Genomic DNA, 15364 nt, shown 5'->3' with positions numbered 1-15364 from the left:
CGGTCCCTCCCCGCTCACTCCCAGCGGAACAGCCGGGCGGCGGCCGTACCGGCCATCACGGCGACCACCGCCATTATGGCCAGCGGAAGCGGGTCCGGGGAGGTGCCCGTCCAGGCGTCCAGCAGGGCCTGGACCCCCGGCGGGGCGTACTCCCCGACCCGGTTCAGGAAGTCCGGCAGCAGGAACCGGGGCACGTACACCCCGCCGAGGAACATGGTCAGCATGAACAGGGGCACCGCGAACCCCTGGGCCGCCTTGCTCGTCGGGGCCACCGCCGCCACCAGCAGACCGAGGGCGAGCAGTGCCGCCGTACCGAGGAGGAAGGCCACCGCGAAGCCGAGCGGACGCTGCGGCAGGGGCACCCCGAAGGCGATCCGGGCGACCACCACCACCAGCACGGCGCTGACCACGATCGAGGCCAGGACGACCAGGAGTTGAGCGACCAACAGGGCGGCCGGGCTGACCGGGGTGGTCGCCATCCGGCGCAGGATGCCGCGTTCCCGGTAGGTGGCCAGGCTGACCGGCAGGGCGGTCAGGCCGGTCACCGCCAGGGTCATCACCAGCAGGCTGGGGGCGAAGTACGCGATGAAGGTCTGCCCCCCGAAGTCGGGGCTGGGCTCCCGCAGGGCCGGGATCGCCCCGAGGCCGAGCAGGAGCACCAGGGGCAACCCGACCACGACCAGGATCGCGGACGGCTCCCGCAGGAAGAGGACCGCCTCGGTCCGGAGGACCTGTCCGAAGGCACGCATGTCGGGGCTCCTCACTCGGCGGGCCGACGCCCGGTCAGCTCGACGAAGGCGTCGTCGAGGGTGGACTGCTCCAACCGCAGCTCGGCGGCGACGATCTCGTGCCGGGCCAGGACCGAGGTGACCGCGTGGAGCAGGTTCCCGGTGCCGGTGACGACCACCTGGGGGCCGTGCCGCCGGACCGAGGTGACCTCGGGCAGGTCGGCGAGGAGACAGTCGTCGACCGGCGCCGAAGGGCGGAACCGGACCCGCTGCCCCGGCAGGACCCCCGCGACCAGACCGGCCGGGCTGTCCAGGGCCACCACCCGGCCGGAGTCGATCACCGCCACGCGGTCGCAGAGCCGTTCGGCCTCCTCCATGAAGTGGGTGACCAGCAGGATCGTCACCCCCCGCTCCCGGACCCGTTCGACGAGTCCCCAGGTCTCCCGGCGGGCCTGCGGGTCCAGCCCGGTGGTCAGCTCGTCCAGGACGGCGATCTGCGGGTTTCCCACCAGGGCGAGCGCGATGGACAGTCGCTGCTTCTGCCCACCCGAGAGCGACTTGTACGCCGCGTCACGCTTCGCCCCCAGCCCCAACTCCTCCATCAACTCACCGGGGTCGGCCGGATTCCGGTAGAACGACGCGTACATCGTGAGGGCCTCGCCGACCCGGAGCCGGTCGGGCAGCCGACTCTCCTGCAACTGCACCCCGACGAGCTGGCGGAGCCGGTCGCGGTCCCGGCGGGGGTCGGCCCCCAGGACCGACACCCCGCCCCCGTCCGGGACCCGCAGACCGGCGACACACTCCACACTCGTGGTCTTGCCCGCCCCGTTCGGGCCGAGCACCCCGAAGATCTCCCCGGCGGCCACCGAGAACGAGACGTCCCGTACCGCCTCCAGATCGCCGTACCGCTTCCGGAGGTTCGTCACCTCTATCACGGCTGTCACGTCGCCTCCCGCTCGATCCGCGTACCCGCAGACCAGCCTCTCGGTTCCGGCGACGCGACGGATCGACCAGCCGGTGGCACCCGGCCTGCGCCTCCCGGTGGATCCCCACGATCCATCGGACGGTGGATGCGCTCGACCGGTCGTGTGTCGGCGGTGCCGTTGCCGATGACCGCTAGGCTTCCCGCTCGTGAGCGCACCCAGGTTCGCCGCGCCGGTGACCGGCGCCGTCCGTCGTTTCTTCACCGGGGTCGGGCTGCTGCGGCGCGGGCTCGGCCTCTACGTCCGCAACCCGAGACTGATGCTCCTCGGGGTGATCCCGGCCCTGATCACCACTGTGCTCTTCGGTGCCGCCCTGTTCACCCTGCTCTACTTCGTCGACGACCTGACCGGTTGGGTCACCCCGTTCGCCGACGACTGGTCGGCCACCGCCCGCAGCCTGGTCCGGGTGATCGCCGGGTTCGCCCTGCTGGCCCTGGCCGGGCTGGTCGGCGTGGTGACCTTCACCGCGGTGACCCTGCTGATCGGCGACCCGTTCTACGAGAAGATCTCCGAGCGGGTCGAGGACCGGTTCGGCGGTACGCCGGACGCCGTCGACCAGCCGTTCTGGCCGTCCCTGCGCCGCAGCGTCCGCGACTCCCTCCGGCTGATCGCGATCTCCGTACCGATCGGCATCACGCTCTTCGCCGCCGGGTTCATCCCGGTTCTCGGGCAGACCGTGGTGCCCGTGGTCGGGGCGACCATCGGTGGTTGGCTGCTCGCCGTCGAGCTGGTCGGAGCCCCCTTCTACCGGCGTGGCAAGGGGCTGACCGAGCGCCGGGCGGTGTTGAAGGCGGACCGCCCGACCGCGCTCGGCTTCGGCGTGGCGGTCTTCCTCTGCTTCCTGATCCCGCTCGGCGCGGTCCTGGTCATGCCGGCGGCCGTCGCCGGGGCCGCCCTGCTCGCCCGCCGTTCCCTCGGCCAGACCATCCAGGAACCCGCGAAGGCCAGGTGACAGGCGCGCCGTCCGACCCCGTCGAGGTCAGGCCGGGGCGGGGTCAGGCCGGGTCGGGTGGTCCCGCCGCTCAGGCCGTCGGCTGGTCCCGGACGGCGGCGACCGCCTCCACCTCGACGAGCTGGTCGTCGTAGCCGAGGACCGTCACGCCGAGCAGGGTGCTGGGCGGGTCGTGGTCGCCGAACGCGTCCCGTACCACCTCCCAGGCCGTGACCAGGTCGGCCTGCCGGGACGACGCCACGTAGACGGTGGTACGGACCACGTCGGTGAGCTGCGCCCCGGCCGCCGCCAGGGCGGTGGTCAGGTTGGCCATCACCTGTCGGGCCTGGGCGGCGTGGTCACCGACGCCGACGGTGGCCCCGTCGGCGTCGAGCGGGCAGGCACCGGCGGTGAAGACCAACCGGGCGGGGGGCTCGACAGTGGCCGCGTAGGCGTACTCGGCGGCGTCGGAGAGCGCGGGTACGCGTACGAGCGTGACGGGGTCCGGCATCCCCACAGGCTAACCGGCCACCCGACCCCCACCGCGACCGATCATGGGCGTCGATGGGGGTCGGCCCCTCCCTCACCCGGAGTCGCGCAGGACGAGGGTGGTGGGGAGGACGACGAAGGGGTCGACGGGGTCCCCGGCCGCGAGGCGGAGCAGGAGTCGGGTCATCACCCGGCCGATCTCCAGGATCGGTTGCCGGACCGTGGTCAACGGTGGGTCGGTGTAGGCAGCCGAGGAGACGTCGTCGAATCCGATCACCGACACGTCGTCCGGCACCCGTCGGCCGGCCTTGCGCAGGGTACGCAGCGCCCCGTGCGCCATCAGGTCGGAGGCGGCGAAGACGGCGTCGAGGTCGGGGTGCCGGTCGAGCAGCTCCTGCATGGCCGCCGCCCCGGAGCCTCGGGTGAAGTCGCCGTACCCGATCAGCTCCGGGCATCCGGCGGCGGTGACGCCGTCGCGGTAGCCGGTGAGCCGGTCGATCCCGGCGACCATGTCCTGTGGTCCGGCGATGGTGGCGATCCGCCGTCGCCCGGAGGCGACCAGGTGTTCGACCGCCCGGGACACCCCTGCGGCATGGTCGACGTCCACGTACGGGACTGTCGTCCCGCCGAGTGGCCGACCGCTGCACACCACCGGCAGCCCCAGGTCGGCGAGGATGCCGGGGAGGGGGTCGGCGCCGTGCAGGGACGCGAAGAGGACCCCGTCGACGTGCCGCCCGGTGGTGTACCGCTCGACCCGTGCGTGTCCGGCCGGTGATCCGGCGAGCATCAGCACGAGCTGTTTGTCGGCGGCCTCCAACTCCCGGCTGACACCCCTGATGATGGCGGGGAAGAAGTGGTCGTCGGAGAAGACCCGGGTGGCCGCCTCGGGCAGGACCAGCGCCACCGAGTCGGTCCGGTGGGTGACCAGGCTCCGGGCGGCGAGGTTCGGTACGTACCCCAGCTCGGCGACGGCCCGGCGGACGGCTTCCTGGATCGGCCCGGCCACCGTCGTGGCGCCGTTGACCACCCGGGAGACGGTGGCCCGGGAGACCCCGGCCCGCCGGGCCACCTCCTCCAACGTCGGGCGTTGTGTCATGGTCGTCGATGATTGCACCACCGGTGGTGGCCGGTGCCGACACCCTCGCGGTCGATTGCCGGTCGGGTGCCGGTCGGGTGGCCGGGGCCGTGCCTCAGCCGGTGCGCAGTCCCGCGAGGAGGGTGGCGTCACCGGTGACGGCGAGGGTGTCGAAGGAGATCCGGCCCCAGAGTGCCAGGACGAGGTCGCTGGCGGTGCCCGCCACCCGTACCCGGGCGTGGTGGTCGTCGTGGTCGAGGATGGTGTCGGTGTCCAGCAGGGCGACTCCCTCCCCGCGCAGCCGGAGGTACCACTCCTGGTCGGCGTCGGTGGCACCGAGGTGGACCACGCCGCGCCACTGCCCGGAGGCGGTCCGTCGACCGGCGGGCAGCATGGTGTCGAGGACCTCGCTGACCCCGTCGGTGGCGAGTTTGGTCTCGATCGGGTCGCCGGCGGCGATGGCGAGCTGGGCGTCCCACCGGTGGACGGCGGTCTCGTGGGCCATCCGGCGGATCCAGAAGCCGGCCTTCTTCGGCTGCGGAGCCCAGTTCCAGGCAGGGGCCTCCGGGTCGAGACCGTCGAGGAGGGCGATCAACTGGTCGTACGAGTGCTGCCAGAACTGCGCCGCACTGGTCCCCGGAGGCAGTTCGATCTCCTCCCGCCGGGCCGGGGCGGAGGTCTCGCCGGTGCCGACGAAGGTGTGCACCCACTGGTAGACGCCGCCGAGGTGCACGGCGAGGTCGGTGACTGTCCAGCCGGGACAGGAGAGGACCGGTGTCTCCGGAGGGGCCTCGGCGAGGGCGGCGGCGAACGCGGGGCCTTCGGCCCGCAGCGCCCCGATCCAGAAGTCCTTCGTGCCGTGCAGTCTGCTCATGCGTCCTCCTGGGCGACCCGGCCACCAATGGGTGCCGCGGCTGTTGTTCAGCCTAGGGTGAAAGGCGTGTCCGACGTTAGTGCCCAACCGACCACCGGAATCCAACCCGACGACGCAGATTCGTTGGCGAGATTCACCACGCTGTGCCTCGGCGGGACCGCGGGGCGGCTGGTGTCCGCCAACAGTTCCCAAGAAATCGTACAAAAGGTTCAAGAAGCGCAGGGGCGGGACGAGCCGGTCCTCCTGCTCGCCGGCGGCAGCAACGTGGTGATCGGAGACGAGGGGTTCACCGGAACCGTCGTCCTGATCCGCTCCCGTGGCCTGGAGGTGGTGGCAGAGGACCCGGAGACCGTCACCGTCCGGGTGGAGGCCGGCGAGCCCTGGGACGACCTGGTCGCCGCCACCGTCGCCAACGGCTGGTCCGGGCTGGAGTGCCTGTCCGGGATCCCCGGCTCCACCGGGGCGACCCCGATCCAGAACGTCGGCGCGTACGGCCAGGAGGTCGCCGAGACCATCACCGGCGTCCAGGTGTACGACCGCCGGGAGGACGCCCTGCTCCGCGTCGCCGCCCCGAACTGTGGATTCGCGTACCGGTCCAGCATCTTCAAGTACAGCGACCGCTGGGCGGTGCTCTCCGTCGACTTCCGGCTGAACCGTTCCCCGCTGTCCGGCCCGGTCCGCTACGCCGAGCTGGCCCGCAGCCTCGGGGTGGCCGTCGGCGACCGGGTGCCCCTCGCCGCCGCCCGGGAGACGGTCCTGCGGCTGCGGGCCGGCAAGGGCATGGTCCTCGACCCGGCGGACCCGGACACCCGTTCGGTGGGTTCGTTCTTCACCAACCCCGTCCTCGACCAGGCCGCCTACGAGCTGTTCCTGCAACGGGCCGAGGAGTTCGGCGAGCCGCCGGCCTGGCCGGGCGCGGGGGACGTGGTGAAGATCAGCGCCGCGTGGCTCATCGACCGGGCCGGATTCGGCAAGGGGCATCCCGGCCCGAACGGGGTGGCCATCTCCAGCAAGCACACCCTGGCGTTGACCAACCGCAGCGGGAACGCCCGGACCGCCGACCTGGTCGTGCTGGCCCGGGAGATCCGCGACGGCGTGCACGACCGCTTCGGCGTCACCCTGCATCCCGAACCCGTGCTGGTCAACTGCGCCGTCTGAGGTTCCCGCAGCCCGGCGGGGCCGGGGTCTCAGGCGGGGGCGACGGCGGTCCAGGGCAGGGTGATCTCCCCCAGCCGCCACCGGCGGGGCCGGTCGAGGACCGGCCACCCGGCCGCCTTCACCGTGGTGACAGTGTGCAGCCACCGCTGCCGGGGGCCGTAGGGCGCGTAACCGGCGGCCGACCGCCAGGCCGCGTCGAGTGCCCGGAGCAGGTCGTGTACGCGCTCTCCGGGCACGTTTCGGTGGATCAGCGCCTTGGGGAGGCGTTCGGCGAACCGGGCCGGCGAGTCCAGGGCGGCCAGCCGGGCGGCCAGGGTCAGGGTGCGGGGGCCGGTGGCGTCGATCAGCAGCCACCCGCCCAGCCGCCCCGGCTCGTCGCAGGTGCCCTCGACGAGTCGACCGCCGGGTGCCAACGCCCCGGTGATCGTCTGCCACGCGGCCGGGACCTCGTCCTCGGGGTACTGGCGCAGCACGTTGAACGCCCGGACCAGGTGGGGGCGGAGTCCGGCCAGCTCGAAGCCGCCCCTGGCGAAGGTCAGTCCGGGCGGGTCGGCGGCAGCCGCCGCGGCGGCCACGCGTACCGGGTCGATCTCCAGCCCGACCAGCCGTACGTCGGCGCGTACCCGGTCGGCGAGGCGGGCGTGCAGCTCCACGGCGGTGGTCGGCGCGGCGCCGTACCCGAGGTCCACGACCAGGGGTTCGGCGGCCGTACGCAGGAGGTCCCCGCAGGACTCCACGATCCAGTTGTCGACCCGGCGGAGCCGGTTCGGGTTGGTGGTACCCCGGGTCACCACGCCCACCGGGCGGTGCTGCGTCACCTCAGGTGATCCGGTGCACCTTGTGCTGGGCGGCCTGGGCCAGCGGGCGCACCACCAGGCGGTCCACGTTGACGTGCTGCGGCCGGGTGGCGCACCAGGCGATGCAGTCGGCGACGTCCTCGGCGACCAGCGGGTCGGGGACCCCGGCGTAGACGGCGTTGGCCCGATCCTCGTCGCCCTCGAACCGGACCAGGCCGAACTCGTCGGTACGGACCATCCCGGGGTCGATCTCGACCACCCGGACCGGTCGCCCGCACAGCTCCAGCCGGAGGGTGCCGGCCACGGCGGTCTGCGCGTGCTTGGCGGCGGTGTAGCCGCCCCCGCCCTCGTACACGACGGTGCCGGCGGTGGAGCTGACGATCACGATGGTGCCGGCCCCGGACGCCTCCAGGGCGGGCAGGAGGGCCTGGGTCACCCGCAGGGTGCCGAGGACGTTGGTGTCGTACATCCACTGCCAGTCGCTGACCGACCCGGACTCCACCGGGTCGAGTCCCCGCGCCCCACCGGCGTTGTTGACCAGCAGGGTGACCGGCCCGGGGGCCTGGGCGGCGGCCTGCGCCAACCCGGCCACCGACTCGTCGGAGGTGACGTCGCAGGCGACAGGGGTGGCCGCGCCACCGGCTCGGGAGATCTGCTCGACCAGCTCGGTCAGTCGGTCGGTACGCCGGGCGGCGGCGAGCACGTGGAAGCCCTCGGTGGCGAGGCGGCGGGCGGTGGCCGCGCCGATTCCGCTGGAGGCGCCGGTGACGATCGCGACAGGTGTCATCAGGTCATTGTGCCCAGCCCGGGGGTCTGTGCCGACGGGCGGTGCCCAGCTCCGGTGAGGTGCGCGTCACCCCGGGGGCCGCGCCGGGGGCATCTCCCCGACCCTGCGGGGAACATGAGTCTGACCTCGCGCGTTGTCCGAAGACGGCGGGCGACGCAGACGGTCTCAATTCACCACATTGAGGAGTGGAAGTGGCGGAGATGCACACCGGTGTCGGACGTCAGCGGGGTGCCCTACCGTGGCCGCGGCCCCGGCGGATCGCCACCGTCTCGGTGCACACCTCGCCGCTGCACCAACCGGGCACCGGGGACGCCGGCGGGATGAACGTCTACATCCTGGAGGTCGCCCGACGGCTCGCCGAGGCCGGCGTCGAGGTGGAGATCTTCACCCGGGCCACCTCCGGCGACCTGCCCCAGGTGGTCGAGATCGCCCCCGGTGTCCAGGTCAGGCACGTCACGGCGGGGCCGCTGGCGGGGCTGACCAAGGAGGAACTCCCCGGTCAGCTCTGCGCCTTCACCGCCGGGGTGCTGCGGGCCGAGGCCGCCCGGCTCCCCGGCCACTACGACCTCATCCACTCCCACTACTGGCTCTCCGGGCAGGTGGGCTGGCTGGCCCGGGACCGCTGGGGCGTACCGCTGGTGCACACCGCCCACACCCTGGCCAAGGTCAAGAACGCCCAGCTCGCCACCGGTGACCGGCCCGAGCCGAAGGCGCGGCTCATCGGCGAGGAGCAGGTCGTCGCCGAGGCCGACCGGCTGGTCGCCAACACCCGGATGGAAGCCCACGACCTGATCACCCGGTACCACGCCGACCCGGACCGGGTCGACGTCGTACAACCGGGTGTGGACCTGGACCGGTTCTGCCCCGCCCCCGGCGACCGGGACGCGGGCCGGATCGCCGCCCGCCGTCGGCTCGGCCTGCCCACCACCGGACACCAGGTGGCGTTCGTCGGGCGGATCCAACCGTTGAAGGCACCGGACGTGCTGGTCCGGGCGGCGGCCGCGCTGCGGGAGCGGGACGCCACCCTGGCCGATCAGCTGACAGTGGTGATCGTGGGCGGCCCGAGCGGCAGTGGACTCGACCGCCCCTCCGCGCTGATCGAGTTGGCCGCCTCCCTCGGCGTCGCCGACCGGGTGCGTTTCCTGCCGCCGCAGACCGGGGACGACCTGCCGGCCGTCTACCGGGCCGCCGACCTGGTCGCGGTCCCGTCGTACAACGAGACGTTCGGCCTGGTCGCCCTGGAGGCCCAGGCCTGCGGTACGCCGGTGGTGGCCGCCGCCGTGGGTGGACTGGTCACGGCGGTACGCGACCAGGTCAGCGGGGTGCTGGTCGACAGCCACGACCCGCAGGACTGGGCCCGTACGCTCGAACACCTGCTGCCGGACCGGGCGAAACGGGTGGCCCTCGGGCGGGGCGCGGAACGGCACGCCCGCGACTTCTCCTGGAACCGGACGGCCGCCGGGCTGCTCGCCGTCTACGACGCGACGATCGCCGAGCACCGGGCCCGGCTCGCCGCCCGGCTGGCCGCCGACCCGGCCCTGTCCTGCACCTGGTGAGCGGGGGCTGAGCGGGCCGTACAGTGGGGCGGATGAGCGCGAAGAGTGACGTCGCCGCCCTGATCGAGACGGTCTGCACCGAGCGGGAGCTGGCCTGGGAGTCGACCGGGGACGGGTCGTACGCGGTCACCCTGCCGGGCACCCACAACCTCAAGACGGTCTGTCACCTGATCGCCGGGGAGCACGCCCTGCGGGTCGAGGCGTTCGTGATGCGTCGACCCGACGAGCGCCACGAGGAGCTCTGGGCCTGGCTGTTGCAGCGCAACGCCCGGATGTACGGGGTGTCGTTCTCCATCGACGCGGCAGGCGACGTCTACCTCACCGGTCGGGTCAACCTGCGCGGGATCGATGCCGACGAGCTGGACCGGTTGCTCGGCTCGGTGTTGACCTACGCCGACGAGTCCTTCGACACCATGCTGGAGATCGGGTTCGGGACCGCGATCCGGCGGGAGTGGCAGTGGCGGGTCAAGCGGGGGGAGTCCACAGCCAACCTGGCCGCCTTCGCCCATCTCTTCGAGCCCTCGGGTGCCGCACCCACGGAGCGTCCCGGCACCGCACCCACGGAGCGTCTCGGCACCTGAGCCGGGTCCGTTCGCCGCTGCGGGGTTCGTCGGCGCTCTGCGGGGTATCCCGCACCGCGCGGTGCGGTGTGAACCGACGCGCTCAGGCACTCTGTCGAGGAGCGTGAACGCCAATGGCTCAGCGCAACAGCTCAGGTCGCGGCGGGACCGCGACGAAACGGCGGGCGGGCAACCAGTCCCCGGCCACGCCGGGGATCTCCGAGTCGGAGCTCTCCCGGCTGCGGGTCGACGAGATCCGGATGCGGCTGCGTCGGCTCGGGGTGACCGGGGTGTCCGCCCTGCGTAAGCCGGACCTGGTGAAGACGTTGGCCCGGAGCCTGCGCTCGGGGCGACGTACCGCCGGGGCCGGCCGGACCAGCACGGGCCCGGCGGGTCGGGCCACCGGCACCGGTGGGGGCCGCAAGGCCGGCTCGACAGCTACCACCGCGTCGCGTAAGGCCGGGTCCACGTCGCCCGCCGCCAAGGCGGGCCCGACCGCTTCGGCCCGCAAGACCACGTCGAGTCGCAAGGCGGCTCCCACCCGGAAGGCCACCTCGACCCGGGCCACCTCGACCCGGGCTGCTTCGGGGCGGGCCGCTTCGACCCGGGCCGCTTCGGGGCGGGGGGCCACGGCGGGCCGGACGGGGGTGCGGACCGGTCGGTCGGCGTCCCGGTCGGTCTCCTCCTCGCAGGTGATCACCTCCCTGGCCGACCGGCCGGAACGCCCGGGGCGCAGTCTGGTCACCACGAACCACGAGGTGATCCGTCGGTGGGCCTCGGCCCGCAACGCCAAGCCCGCCACCATCTCCGGCACCGAGCGTGACGGACGCCCGGGGGTGCTGACCTTCAACCTTCCGGGCTACCGGGAGAGCAGCCGCCTGCGGGAGGTCACCTGGGCCGAGTGGTTCCAGACCTTCGACAGTCGACGACTGAACCTGATCTACCAGGAGCAGTTGCGCGACGGACGGCAGAGCAACTTCTTCCGGACCGAATCCCCGCAACGCGAGGACGCCTGATGTTTACCGGGGGCCGGCCCGGGTATGCGACGGTTGCCGCACCGCAGGACACGGCCCGAGCTGCGAGCAGGGGCTGTGACCGGCGAGACAGCCGCTCCGGGTTGAATTCATAAACTGGGCGAACTAACTTTATTGCACCGCGTTCCGCTCGGAAACGTTCGGGGGAGCGGCGGATCGAACAGATCCGCGCACCGAGGGTGACGCGAAGGGGCGGGTGGACCACACCGTTGGGGGACGGTGCCCACCTGCCGGACCGGCGGCGCGAGCGGGCGACGCTTACGGGGGTGAGTGTCGCCCGCCGCCGCCGGGCACAGCGAGGGGCCGACGCCCGTCACGGTCTACACCGTGGCGGGCGTCCGCACGTCACCAGCGACGCGGTGGACCGCTCCCGGTGGGTGTGGAACCGGGCTCCGAACCGCCACGTGGTGGCCGTCACCACCACCGGCTGCGTGTCCGATCCCGTCTTCGGGCAGGATGATCGGCATGACTGCTAGCGAAGGGCCCACCGTCGGGACGCTGGTCCTGCTGCGGCACGGCGAAAGCGACTGGAACGCCAAGAACCTCTTCACCGGCTGGGTCGACGTGGACCTGACCGAGAAGGGCGAGACCGAGGCGCGCCGCGGCGGTGAGCTGCTGCGCGAGCACGACCTGCTGCCGGACGTGGTGCACACCAGCGTCATGCGCCGGGCCATCCGTACCGCCGAGTTGGCGCTGCACGCCGCCGACCGGCACTGGATCGCGGTCCGCCGCTCGTGGCGGCTCAACGAGCGCCACTACGGCGCCCTCCAGGGCAAGGACAAGAAGCAGACCCTCGACGAGTACGGCGAGGAGCAGTTCATGCTCTGGCGTCGCTCGTACGACACCCCGCCGCCGCCGATCGACGACAACGACGAGTGGTCCCAGGTCGGCGACCCTCGGTACGCCCTGCTGCCGACCGAGCTGATGCCCCGGACGGAGTGCCTCAAGGACGTCGTCGAGCGGATGCTGCCGTACTGGTACGACTCGATCGTGCCGGACATCCTGGCCGGCCGTACCGTCCTGGTGGCCGCGCACGGCAACTCGCTGCGGGCCCTGGTCAAGCACCTCGACCAGATCAGCGACGCGGAGATCGCCAAGCTGAACATCCCGACCGGGATCCCGCTGCGGTACGACCTGGACCCGCAGCTGCGTCCGCTCACCCTGGGCGGCACCTACCTCGACCCGCACGCCGCCAAAGCGGCTGCCGCAGCCGTCGCCAACCAGGGCCGCTGACCGACGGAAGGGTCCCGCACCGACGACGCCTGGGGTGGAGAGGGTCACCCCTCTGCCCGGCGGCCGGTCGGTGCGGGACCCTTCCTCTCGTCCGGGGTTCGACCCTCCCGCCGGGGTTCGGCGTGGGGGTCAGCGGGTGGGGGTCGGTTCGCCGGTGATCAGGTAGACGATGTGCTCGCCGGTGCTGACGGCGTGGTCGGCGAAGCGTTCGTAGAACCGCCCCAGCATCGTCGCGTCGATCGCCGTCTCCACCCCGTACGGCCAGTCCGCGCCGAGGACCACCCCGAACAGCTGCTTGTGCAGTTCGTCCATGGCGTCGTCGTCGCGGTCCAGTTCGGCGGCGAGTTCGGCGTCCGGGTCGGCGAGCAGCCCGGTGATCTTCTCGGCCATCCGGTCGGCCACCCCGTCCATGTCGATGAAGATCGGCCGGAGTTCGGCGGGTACGGCCGGGGAGGGGTGCCGGCGCAGGGCGGTCTTCGCCACGTGGTCGGCGAGGTCGCCCATCCGTTCCAGGTCGGCGGCGACGTGCAGAGCGGTGATCATGGCCCGGAGGTCCGAGGCGACCGGGGACTGGCGGGCCAGCAGGTCGCAGACCCGCTCCTCGATCTCCCGGTATCGCCGGTTGACCTCCTCGTCTCCCGTGATGACCGCCTCGGCGGCCTGCCGGTCGGCCCGGAGCAGCGCCCGGGTGGCCTGCCGGAGTGCGGCGCGTACCTGGTGGGCCATCGCCACCAGTAGGTCGCTCACCGTGTCCAGGTCGGCGTGGAACTCGTTGCGCATCTGTCACCTCCCGTGGTGGGGTGGCACCGGTCCGGCCCTCTCGGCCGCCGGGTGGGTCGAACGGTTCCGACCACCGTAGGTGCAGGTCCCCGGGGTGGGGGAGGGGGCCGGTGAACGACGCCGGGCCGAGGGGTTAACACTTCCAGAAGCGAACATGATTCGCCTCCCAAGGGGGCCGTGGGGCCGACGATGACCCTACGATCGCCTGGTGGAGTGGGTGGTGCCGTTCGCGGTGGTCGCCGGCCTGCTGGTCGGGCTGGCTGCCGGGTTCCTGCTGCCCAGGATCGTGCGCCGGCCCGTTTCGGGTACCGGCACGTCCGGCACGACCGCCCGGCCCACCTCGGGCCGGTCGCTCTTCGGCAGGGGGAGGCCCACGATCTCCGACGACTACCAGGCCGAGGTGCCCGGCCTCGGCCGCAAGACCATCGACTCGCTGCGCGCCGGGGTCGTGGTGCTCGGCCCCGACGACGTGCCGGTGCTCGTCAACCCGGCGGCCCGGGCGATGGGGCTGCTCCGTGCCGGGCCGCAGCCCGGCTCCATCGCCGCCCACCCGTTGATCCGTACCCTCGCCGGGCAGGTCCGGCGGACCGGGGTGCGCCGCGAGATCGAGCTGGACCTGCCGCGTGGCCGCGCCAACGCCGGACCGGACCCGCTCGGTGTGCACCTGCGGGCGATGGGGATCGGTGCCGGCTACATCGCCGTCGAAGCGGCGGACGTGACCGAGTCGCACCGCCTCGCCCGGGTACGCCGGGACTTCGTGGCCAACGTCAGCCACGAGCTGAAGACCCCCATCGGTGCCCTCCAGCTGCTCGCCGAAGCGCTGCTGGACGCCACCGAACCGGCCGACGCGGCCACCCCCGACCTCTCCGAGGACCTCGTCGCGGCCCGCCGGTTCGCCGAGCGGATCCAACACGAGTCGACCCGCCTCGGCCGACTGGTCCAAGAGTTGCTGGAGCTGACCCGGCTCCAGGGCGCCGAGCCGCAGCCGGCACCGGAGCCGGTGACAGTCGACGGGGTGCTCGCCGAGGTGCTGGACCGGACCCGGACCAGCGCCACCGCCCGTCGGGCGGACATCCGGGTGGAGACCGAGGACGGGCTGACCGTGTACGGCAGCGACGCCCAACTCGCCACCGCCGTGGCGAACCTGGTCGAGAACGCGATCAACTACTCGGCCGAGGACACCGTGGTCCGGGTGGTGGCCCGCAGCGACGGCGACGACGTCCACATCTCCGTCACCGACCAGGGCATCGGGATCGCCCCCACCGACGTGGACCGGGTCTTCGAGCGCTTCTACCGGGCCGACCAGGCCCGTTCACGTTCCACCGGTGGCACCGGGCTCGGGCTGGCCATCGTCAAGCACATCGCGAGCAACCACGGCGGACGGGTGGAGGTGTCGAGCACCCTGGGCGGTGGCTCGACGTTCACCCTCCGGTTGCCCGCCCGTCCCCCGGAGGATCTGACCGCGACACTCTCGTCGGTTGGTATCGAGCCTGGTCCGGCCGAGCTACGGCAGGTCTGAGCAGCAGTGGAAAGGAACCCCCGTTGAGCCGCGTTCTGGTGGTCGAGGACGAGGAGTCGTTCTCCGACGCCCTGTCGTACATGCTTCGCAAGGAGGGCTTCGACGTCTCCGTCGCCGCGACGGGCACCTCCGCCCTCACCGAGTTCGACCGCAGCGGAGCCGACATCGTCCTGCTCGACCTGATGCTGCCGGAGATGTCCGGCACCGAGGTCTGCCGGCAGCTGCGGCAGCGTTCACACGTGCCGATCATCATGGTGACCGCCCGGGACAGTGAGATCGACAAGGTGGTCGGCCTGGAGATCGGGGCCGACGACTACGTGACCAAGCCGTACTCGCCCCGGGAGCTGGTCGCCCGGATCCGGGCGGTGCTGCGTCGGCAGACCACCGAGGTCACCGAGTCCGGTACGCCGACCCTCGCCGCCGGGCCGGTCCGGATGGACATCGAGAGGCACGTGGTGACCGTCGACGGCAATGCCGTCCAGCTCCCGCTCAAGGAGTTCGAGCTGCTGGAGCTGCTACTGCGCAACGCCGGTCGGGTGCTCACCCGTGGTCAGCTGATCGACCGGGTCTGGGGCGCGGACTACGTCGGCGACACCAAGACCCTCGACGTGCACGTGAAACGCCTGCGCTCCAAGATCGAGCCGGAGCCCTCCGCCCCGCGCTACATCGTCACCGTCCGGGGCCTGGGCTACAAGTTCGAGCCGTGAGCCGGTGACGACCCGGCGGGTCGGCTCGGGTCGGATGCGAGCCGTGCCAGCAGAGCGGCATGCCGTTCGATGATCTGGTCAGCGAGGCCGGCGAACCGCCTGGCGTCCCGGCGGGTCGGGTGATCACGCAGCGTCATGGCCATCTCGGAATGG

At 72.5% G+C, this 15364-nt stretch carries 16 protein-coding genes; 8 read left to right on the top strand and 8 right to left on the bottom strand.

Annotation, left to right across the window (positions count from 1 at the left end; genetic code table 11):
- Positions 1 to 14 precede the first annotated feature (14 nt).
- Together WHN02_RS02330 and WHN02_RS02325 are read right to left on the bottom strand one after the other, a co-directional pair.
- Complete coding sequence (locus WHN02_RS02330; protein ID WP_434741842.1) at positions 15 to 749, bottom strand: ABC transporter permease; 735 nt, start codon at positions 747 to 749, stop codon at positions 15 to 17.
- A gap of 11 nt (positions 750 to 760) precedes the next feature.
- Positions 761 to 1672: an ABC transporter ATP-binding protein gene (locus WHN02_RS02325; RefSeq protein ID WP_434741841.1), complete on the bottom strand. Its 912-nt coding sequence runs from the start codon at positions 1670 to 1672 to the stop codon at positions 761 to 763.
- A 187-nt stretch (positions 1673 to 1859) separates the two neighbouring features.
- Here WHN02_RS02325 and WHN02_RS02320 point away from each other — a divergent pair, with 187 nt between their 5' ends.
- Positions 1860 to 2663 carry an EI24 domain-containing protein gene (locus tag WHN02_RS02320; protein WP_434741840.1) on the top strand — a complete coding sequence of 268 codons (804 nt, stop codon included), beginning with the start codon at positions 1860 to 1862 and terminating at the stop codon, positions 2661 to 2663.
- A 70-nt stretch (positions 2664 to 2733) separates the two neighbouring features.
- Here WHN02_RS02320 and WHN02_RS02315 read toward each other — a convergent pair whose 3' ends face one another.
- The 3 genes from WHN02_RS02315 to WHN02_RS02305 all read right to left on the bottom strand — a co-directional run bounded on the left by WHN02_RS02315 (position 2734) and on the right by WHN02_RS02305 (position 5080).
- The gene (locus WHN02_RS02315; RefSeq protein WP_434741839.1) at positions 2734 to 3153 is read right to left on the bottom strand and encodes a RidA family protein; all 420 of its coding nucleotides are present in this window, start codon (positions 3151 to 3153) and stop codon (positions 2734 to 2736) included.
- A 72-nt stretch (positions 3154 to 3225) separates the two neighbouring features.
- Positions 3226 to 4227, bottom strand: coding sequence for a LacI family DNA-binding transcriptional regulator (locus WHN02_RS02310; RefSeq protein ID WP_434741838.1), 1002 nt, complete (start codon positions 4225 to 4227; stop codon positions 3226 to 3228).
- A 94-nt stretch (positions 4228 to 4321) separates the two neighbouring features.
- Positions 4322 to 5080, bottom strand: coding sequence for a maleylpyruvate isomerase family mycothiol-dependent enzyme (locus WHN02_RS02305; RefSeq protein WP_434741837.1), 759 nt, complete (start codon positions 5078 to 5080; stop codon positions 4322 to 4324).
- A 66-nt stretch (positions 5081 to 5146) separates the two neighbouring features.
- Here WHN02_RS02305 and WHN02_RS02300 point away from each other — a divergent pair, with 66 nt between their 5' ends.
- Positions 5147 to 6238: a UDP-N-acetylmuramate dehydrogenase gene (locus WHN02_RS02300; protein ID WP_434741836.1), complete on the top strand. Its 1092-nt coding sequence runs from the start codon at positions 5147 to 5149 to the stop codon at positions 6236 to 6238.
- Positions 6239 to 6267: 29 nt separating this feature from the next.
- On the opposite strand, the gene WHN02_RS02295 is transcribed toward WHN02_RS02300, so the two are convergent.
- Together WHN02_RS02295 and WHN02_RS02290 are read right to left on the bottom strand one after the other, a co-directional pair.
- Entirely contained in the window at positions 6268 to 7056 is a 789-nt protein-coding gene (locus WHN02_RS02295) for a class I SAM-dependent methyltransferase (protein WP_434741835.1), read from the bottom strand.
- A gap of 1 nt (position 7057) precedes the next feature.
- Positions 7058 to 7822, bottom strand: a complete 765-nt coding sequence (locus tag WHN02_RS02290; protein ID WP_434741834.1) for an SDR family NAD(P)-dependent oxidoreductase — start codon at positions 7820 to 7822, stop codon at positions 7058 to 7060.
- Between the two features lie 191 nt (positions 7823 to 8013).
- Here WHN02_RS02290 and mshA point away from each other — a divergent pair, with 191 nt between their 5' ends.
- The 4 genes from mshA (at position 8014) to WHN02_RS02270 (ending at position 12205) form a co-directional block, all read left to right on the top strand.
- Positions 8014 to 9378, top strand: a complete 1365-nt coding sequence (gene mshA / locus WHN02_RS02285) for a D-inositol-3-phosphate glycosyltransferase (RefSeq protein WP_434741833.1) — start codon at positions 8014 to 8016, stop codon at positions 9376 to 9378.
- 32 nt (positions 9379 to 9410) lie between these two features.
- On the top strand, positions 9411 to 9959 hold the full coding sequence (locus WHN02_RS02280; protein WP_434741832.1) for a YbjN domain-containing protein: 549 nt from the start codon (positions 9411 to 9413) through the stop codon (positions 9957 to 9959).
- Between the two features lie 113 nt (positions 9960 to 10072).
- Complete coding sequence (locus WHN02_RS02275) at positions 10073 to 10954, top strand: hypothetical protein (protein WP_434741831.1); 882 nt, start codon at positions 10073 to 10075, stop codon at positions 10952 to 10954.
- A gap of 483 nt (positions 10955 to 11437) precedes the next feature.
- The gene (locus WHN02_RS02270; protein ID WP_434741830.1) at positions 11438 to 12205 is read left to right on the top strand and encodes a phosphoglyceromutase; all 768 of its coding nucleotides are present in this window, start codon (positions 11438 to 11440) and stop codon (positions 12203 to 12205) included.
- A 129-nt stretch (positions 12206 to 12334) separates the two neighbouring features.
- Here WHN02_RS02270 and phoU read toward each other — a convergent pair whose 3' ends face one another.
- Entirely contained in the window at positions 12335 to 12985 is a 651-nt protein-coding gene (phoU, locus tag WHN02_RS02265) for a phosphate signaling complex protein PhoU (protein ID WP_434741829.1), read from the bottom strand.
- 208 nt (positions 12986 to 13193) lie between these two features.
- Between phoU and WHN02_RS02260 the strand changes: the two genes are divergently transcribed.
- On the top strand, positions 13194 to 14504 hold the full coding sequence (locus WHN02_RS02260; RefSeq protein ID WP_434741828.1) for a sensor histidine kinase: 1311 nt from the start codon (positions 13194 to 13196) through the stop codon (positions 14502 to 14504).
- 23 nt (positions 14505 to 14527) lie between these two features.
- Complete coding sequence (locus tag WHN02_RS02255) at positions 14528 to 15211, top strand: response regulator (protein ID WP_434741827.1); 684 nt, start codon at positions 14528 to 14530, stop codon at positions 15209 to 15211.
- The last annotated feature ends 153 nt before the right edge of the window (positions 15212 to 15364 follow it).

This window comes from Micromonospora sp. SH-82, assembly GCF_051132485.1.
Classification (GTDB): domain Bacteria; phylum Actinomycetota; class Actinomycetes; order Mycobacteriales; family Micromonosporaceae; genus Micromonospora.
The sequence above is the reverse complement of the archived record's forward strand: the minus strand, read 5'-3'. Positions and strand labels throughout refer to the sequence as shown.

Coding starts and splice junctions, on each gene's coding strand:
- WHN02_RS02330 (WP_434741842.1), bottom strand. CDS start 749: ATGCGTGCCTTCGGACAGGTCCTCCGGACCGAGGCGGTCCTCTTCCTG.
- WHN02_RS02315 (WP_434741839.1), bottom strand. CDS start 3,153: ATGCCGGACCCCGTCACGCTCGTACGCGTACCCGCGCTCTCCGACGCC.
- phoU (WP_434741829.1), bottom strand. CDS start 12,985: ATGCGCAACGAGTTCCACGCCGACCTGGACACGGTGAGCGACCTACTG.
- WHN02_RS02280 (WP_434741832.1), top strand. CDS start 9,411: ATGAGCGCGAAGAGTGACGTCGCCGCCCTGATCGAGACGGTCTGCACC.
- WHN02_RS02275 (WP_434741831.1), top strand. CDS start 10,073: ATGGCTCAGCGCAACAGCTCAGGTCGCGGCGGGACCGCGACGAAACGG.
- WHN02_RS02305 (WP_434741837.1), bottom strand. CDS start 5,080: ATGAGCAGACTGCACGGCACGAAGGACTTCTGGATCGGGGCGCTGCGG.
- WHN02_RS02270 (WP_434741830.1), top strand. CDS start 11,438: ATGACTGCTAGCGAAGGGCCCACCGTCGGGACGCTGGTCCTGCTGCGG.
- WHN02_RS02310 (WP_434741838.1), bottom strand. CDS start 4,227: ATGACACAACGCCCGACGTTGGAGGAGGTGGCCCGGCGGGCCGGGGTC.
- WHN02_RS02290 (WP_434741834.1), bottom strand. CDS start 7,822: ATGACACCTGTCGCGATCGTCACCGGCGCCTCCAGCGGAATCGGCGCG.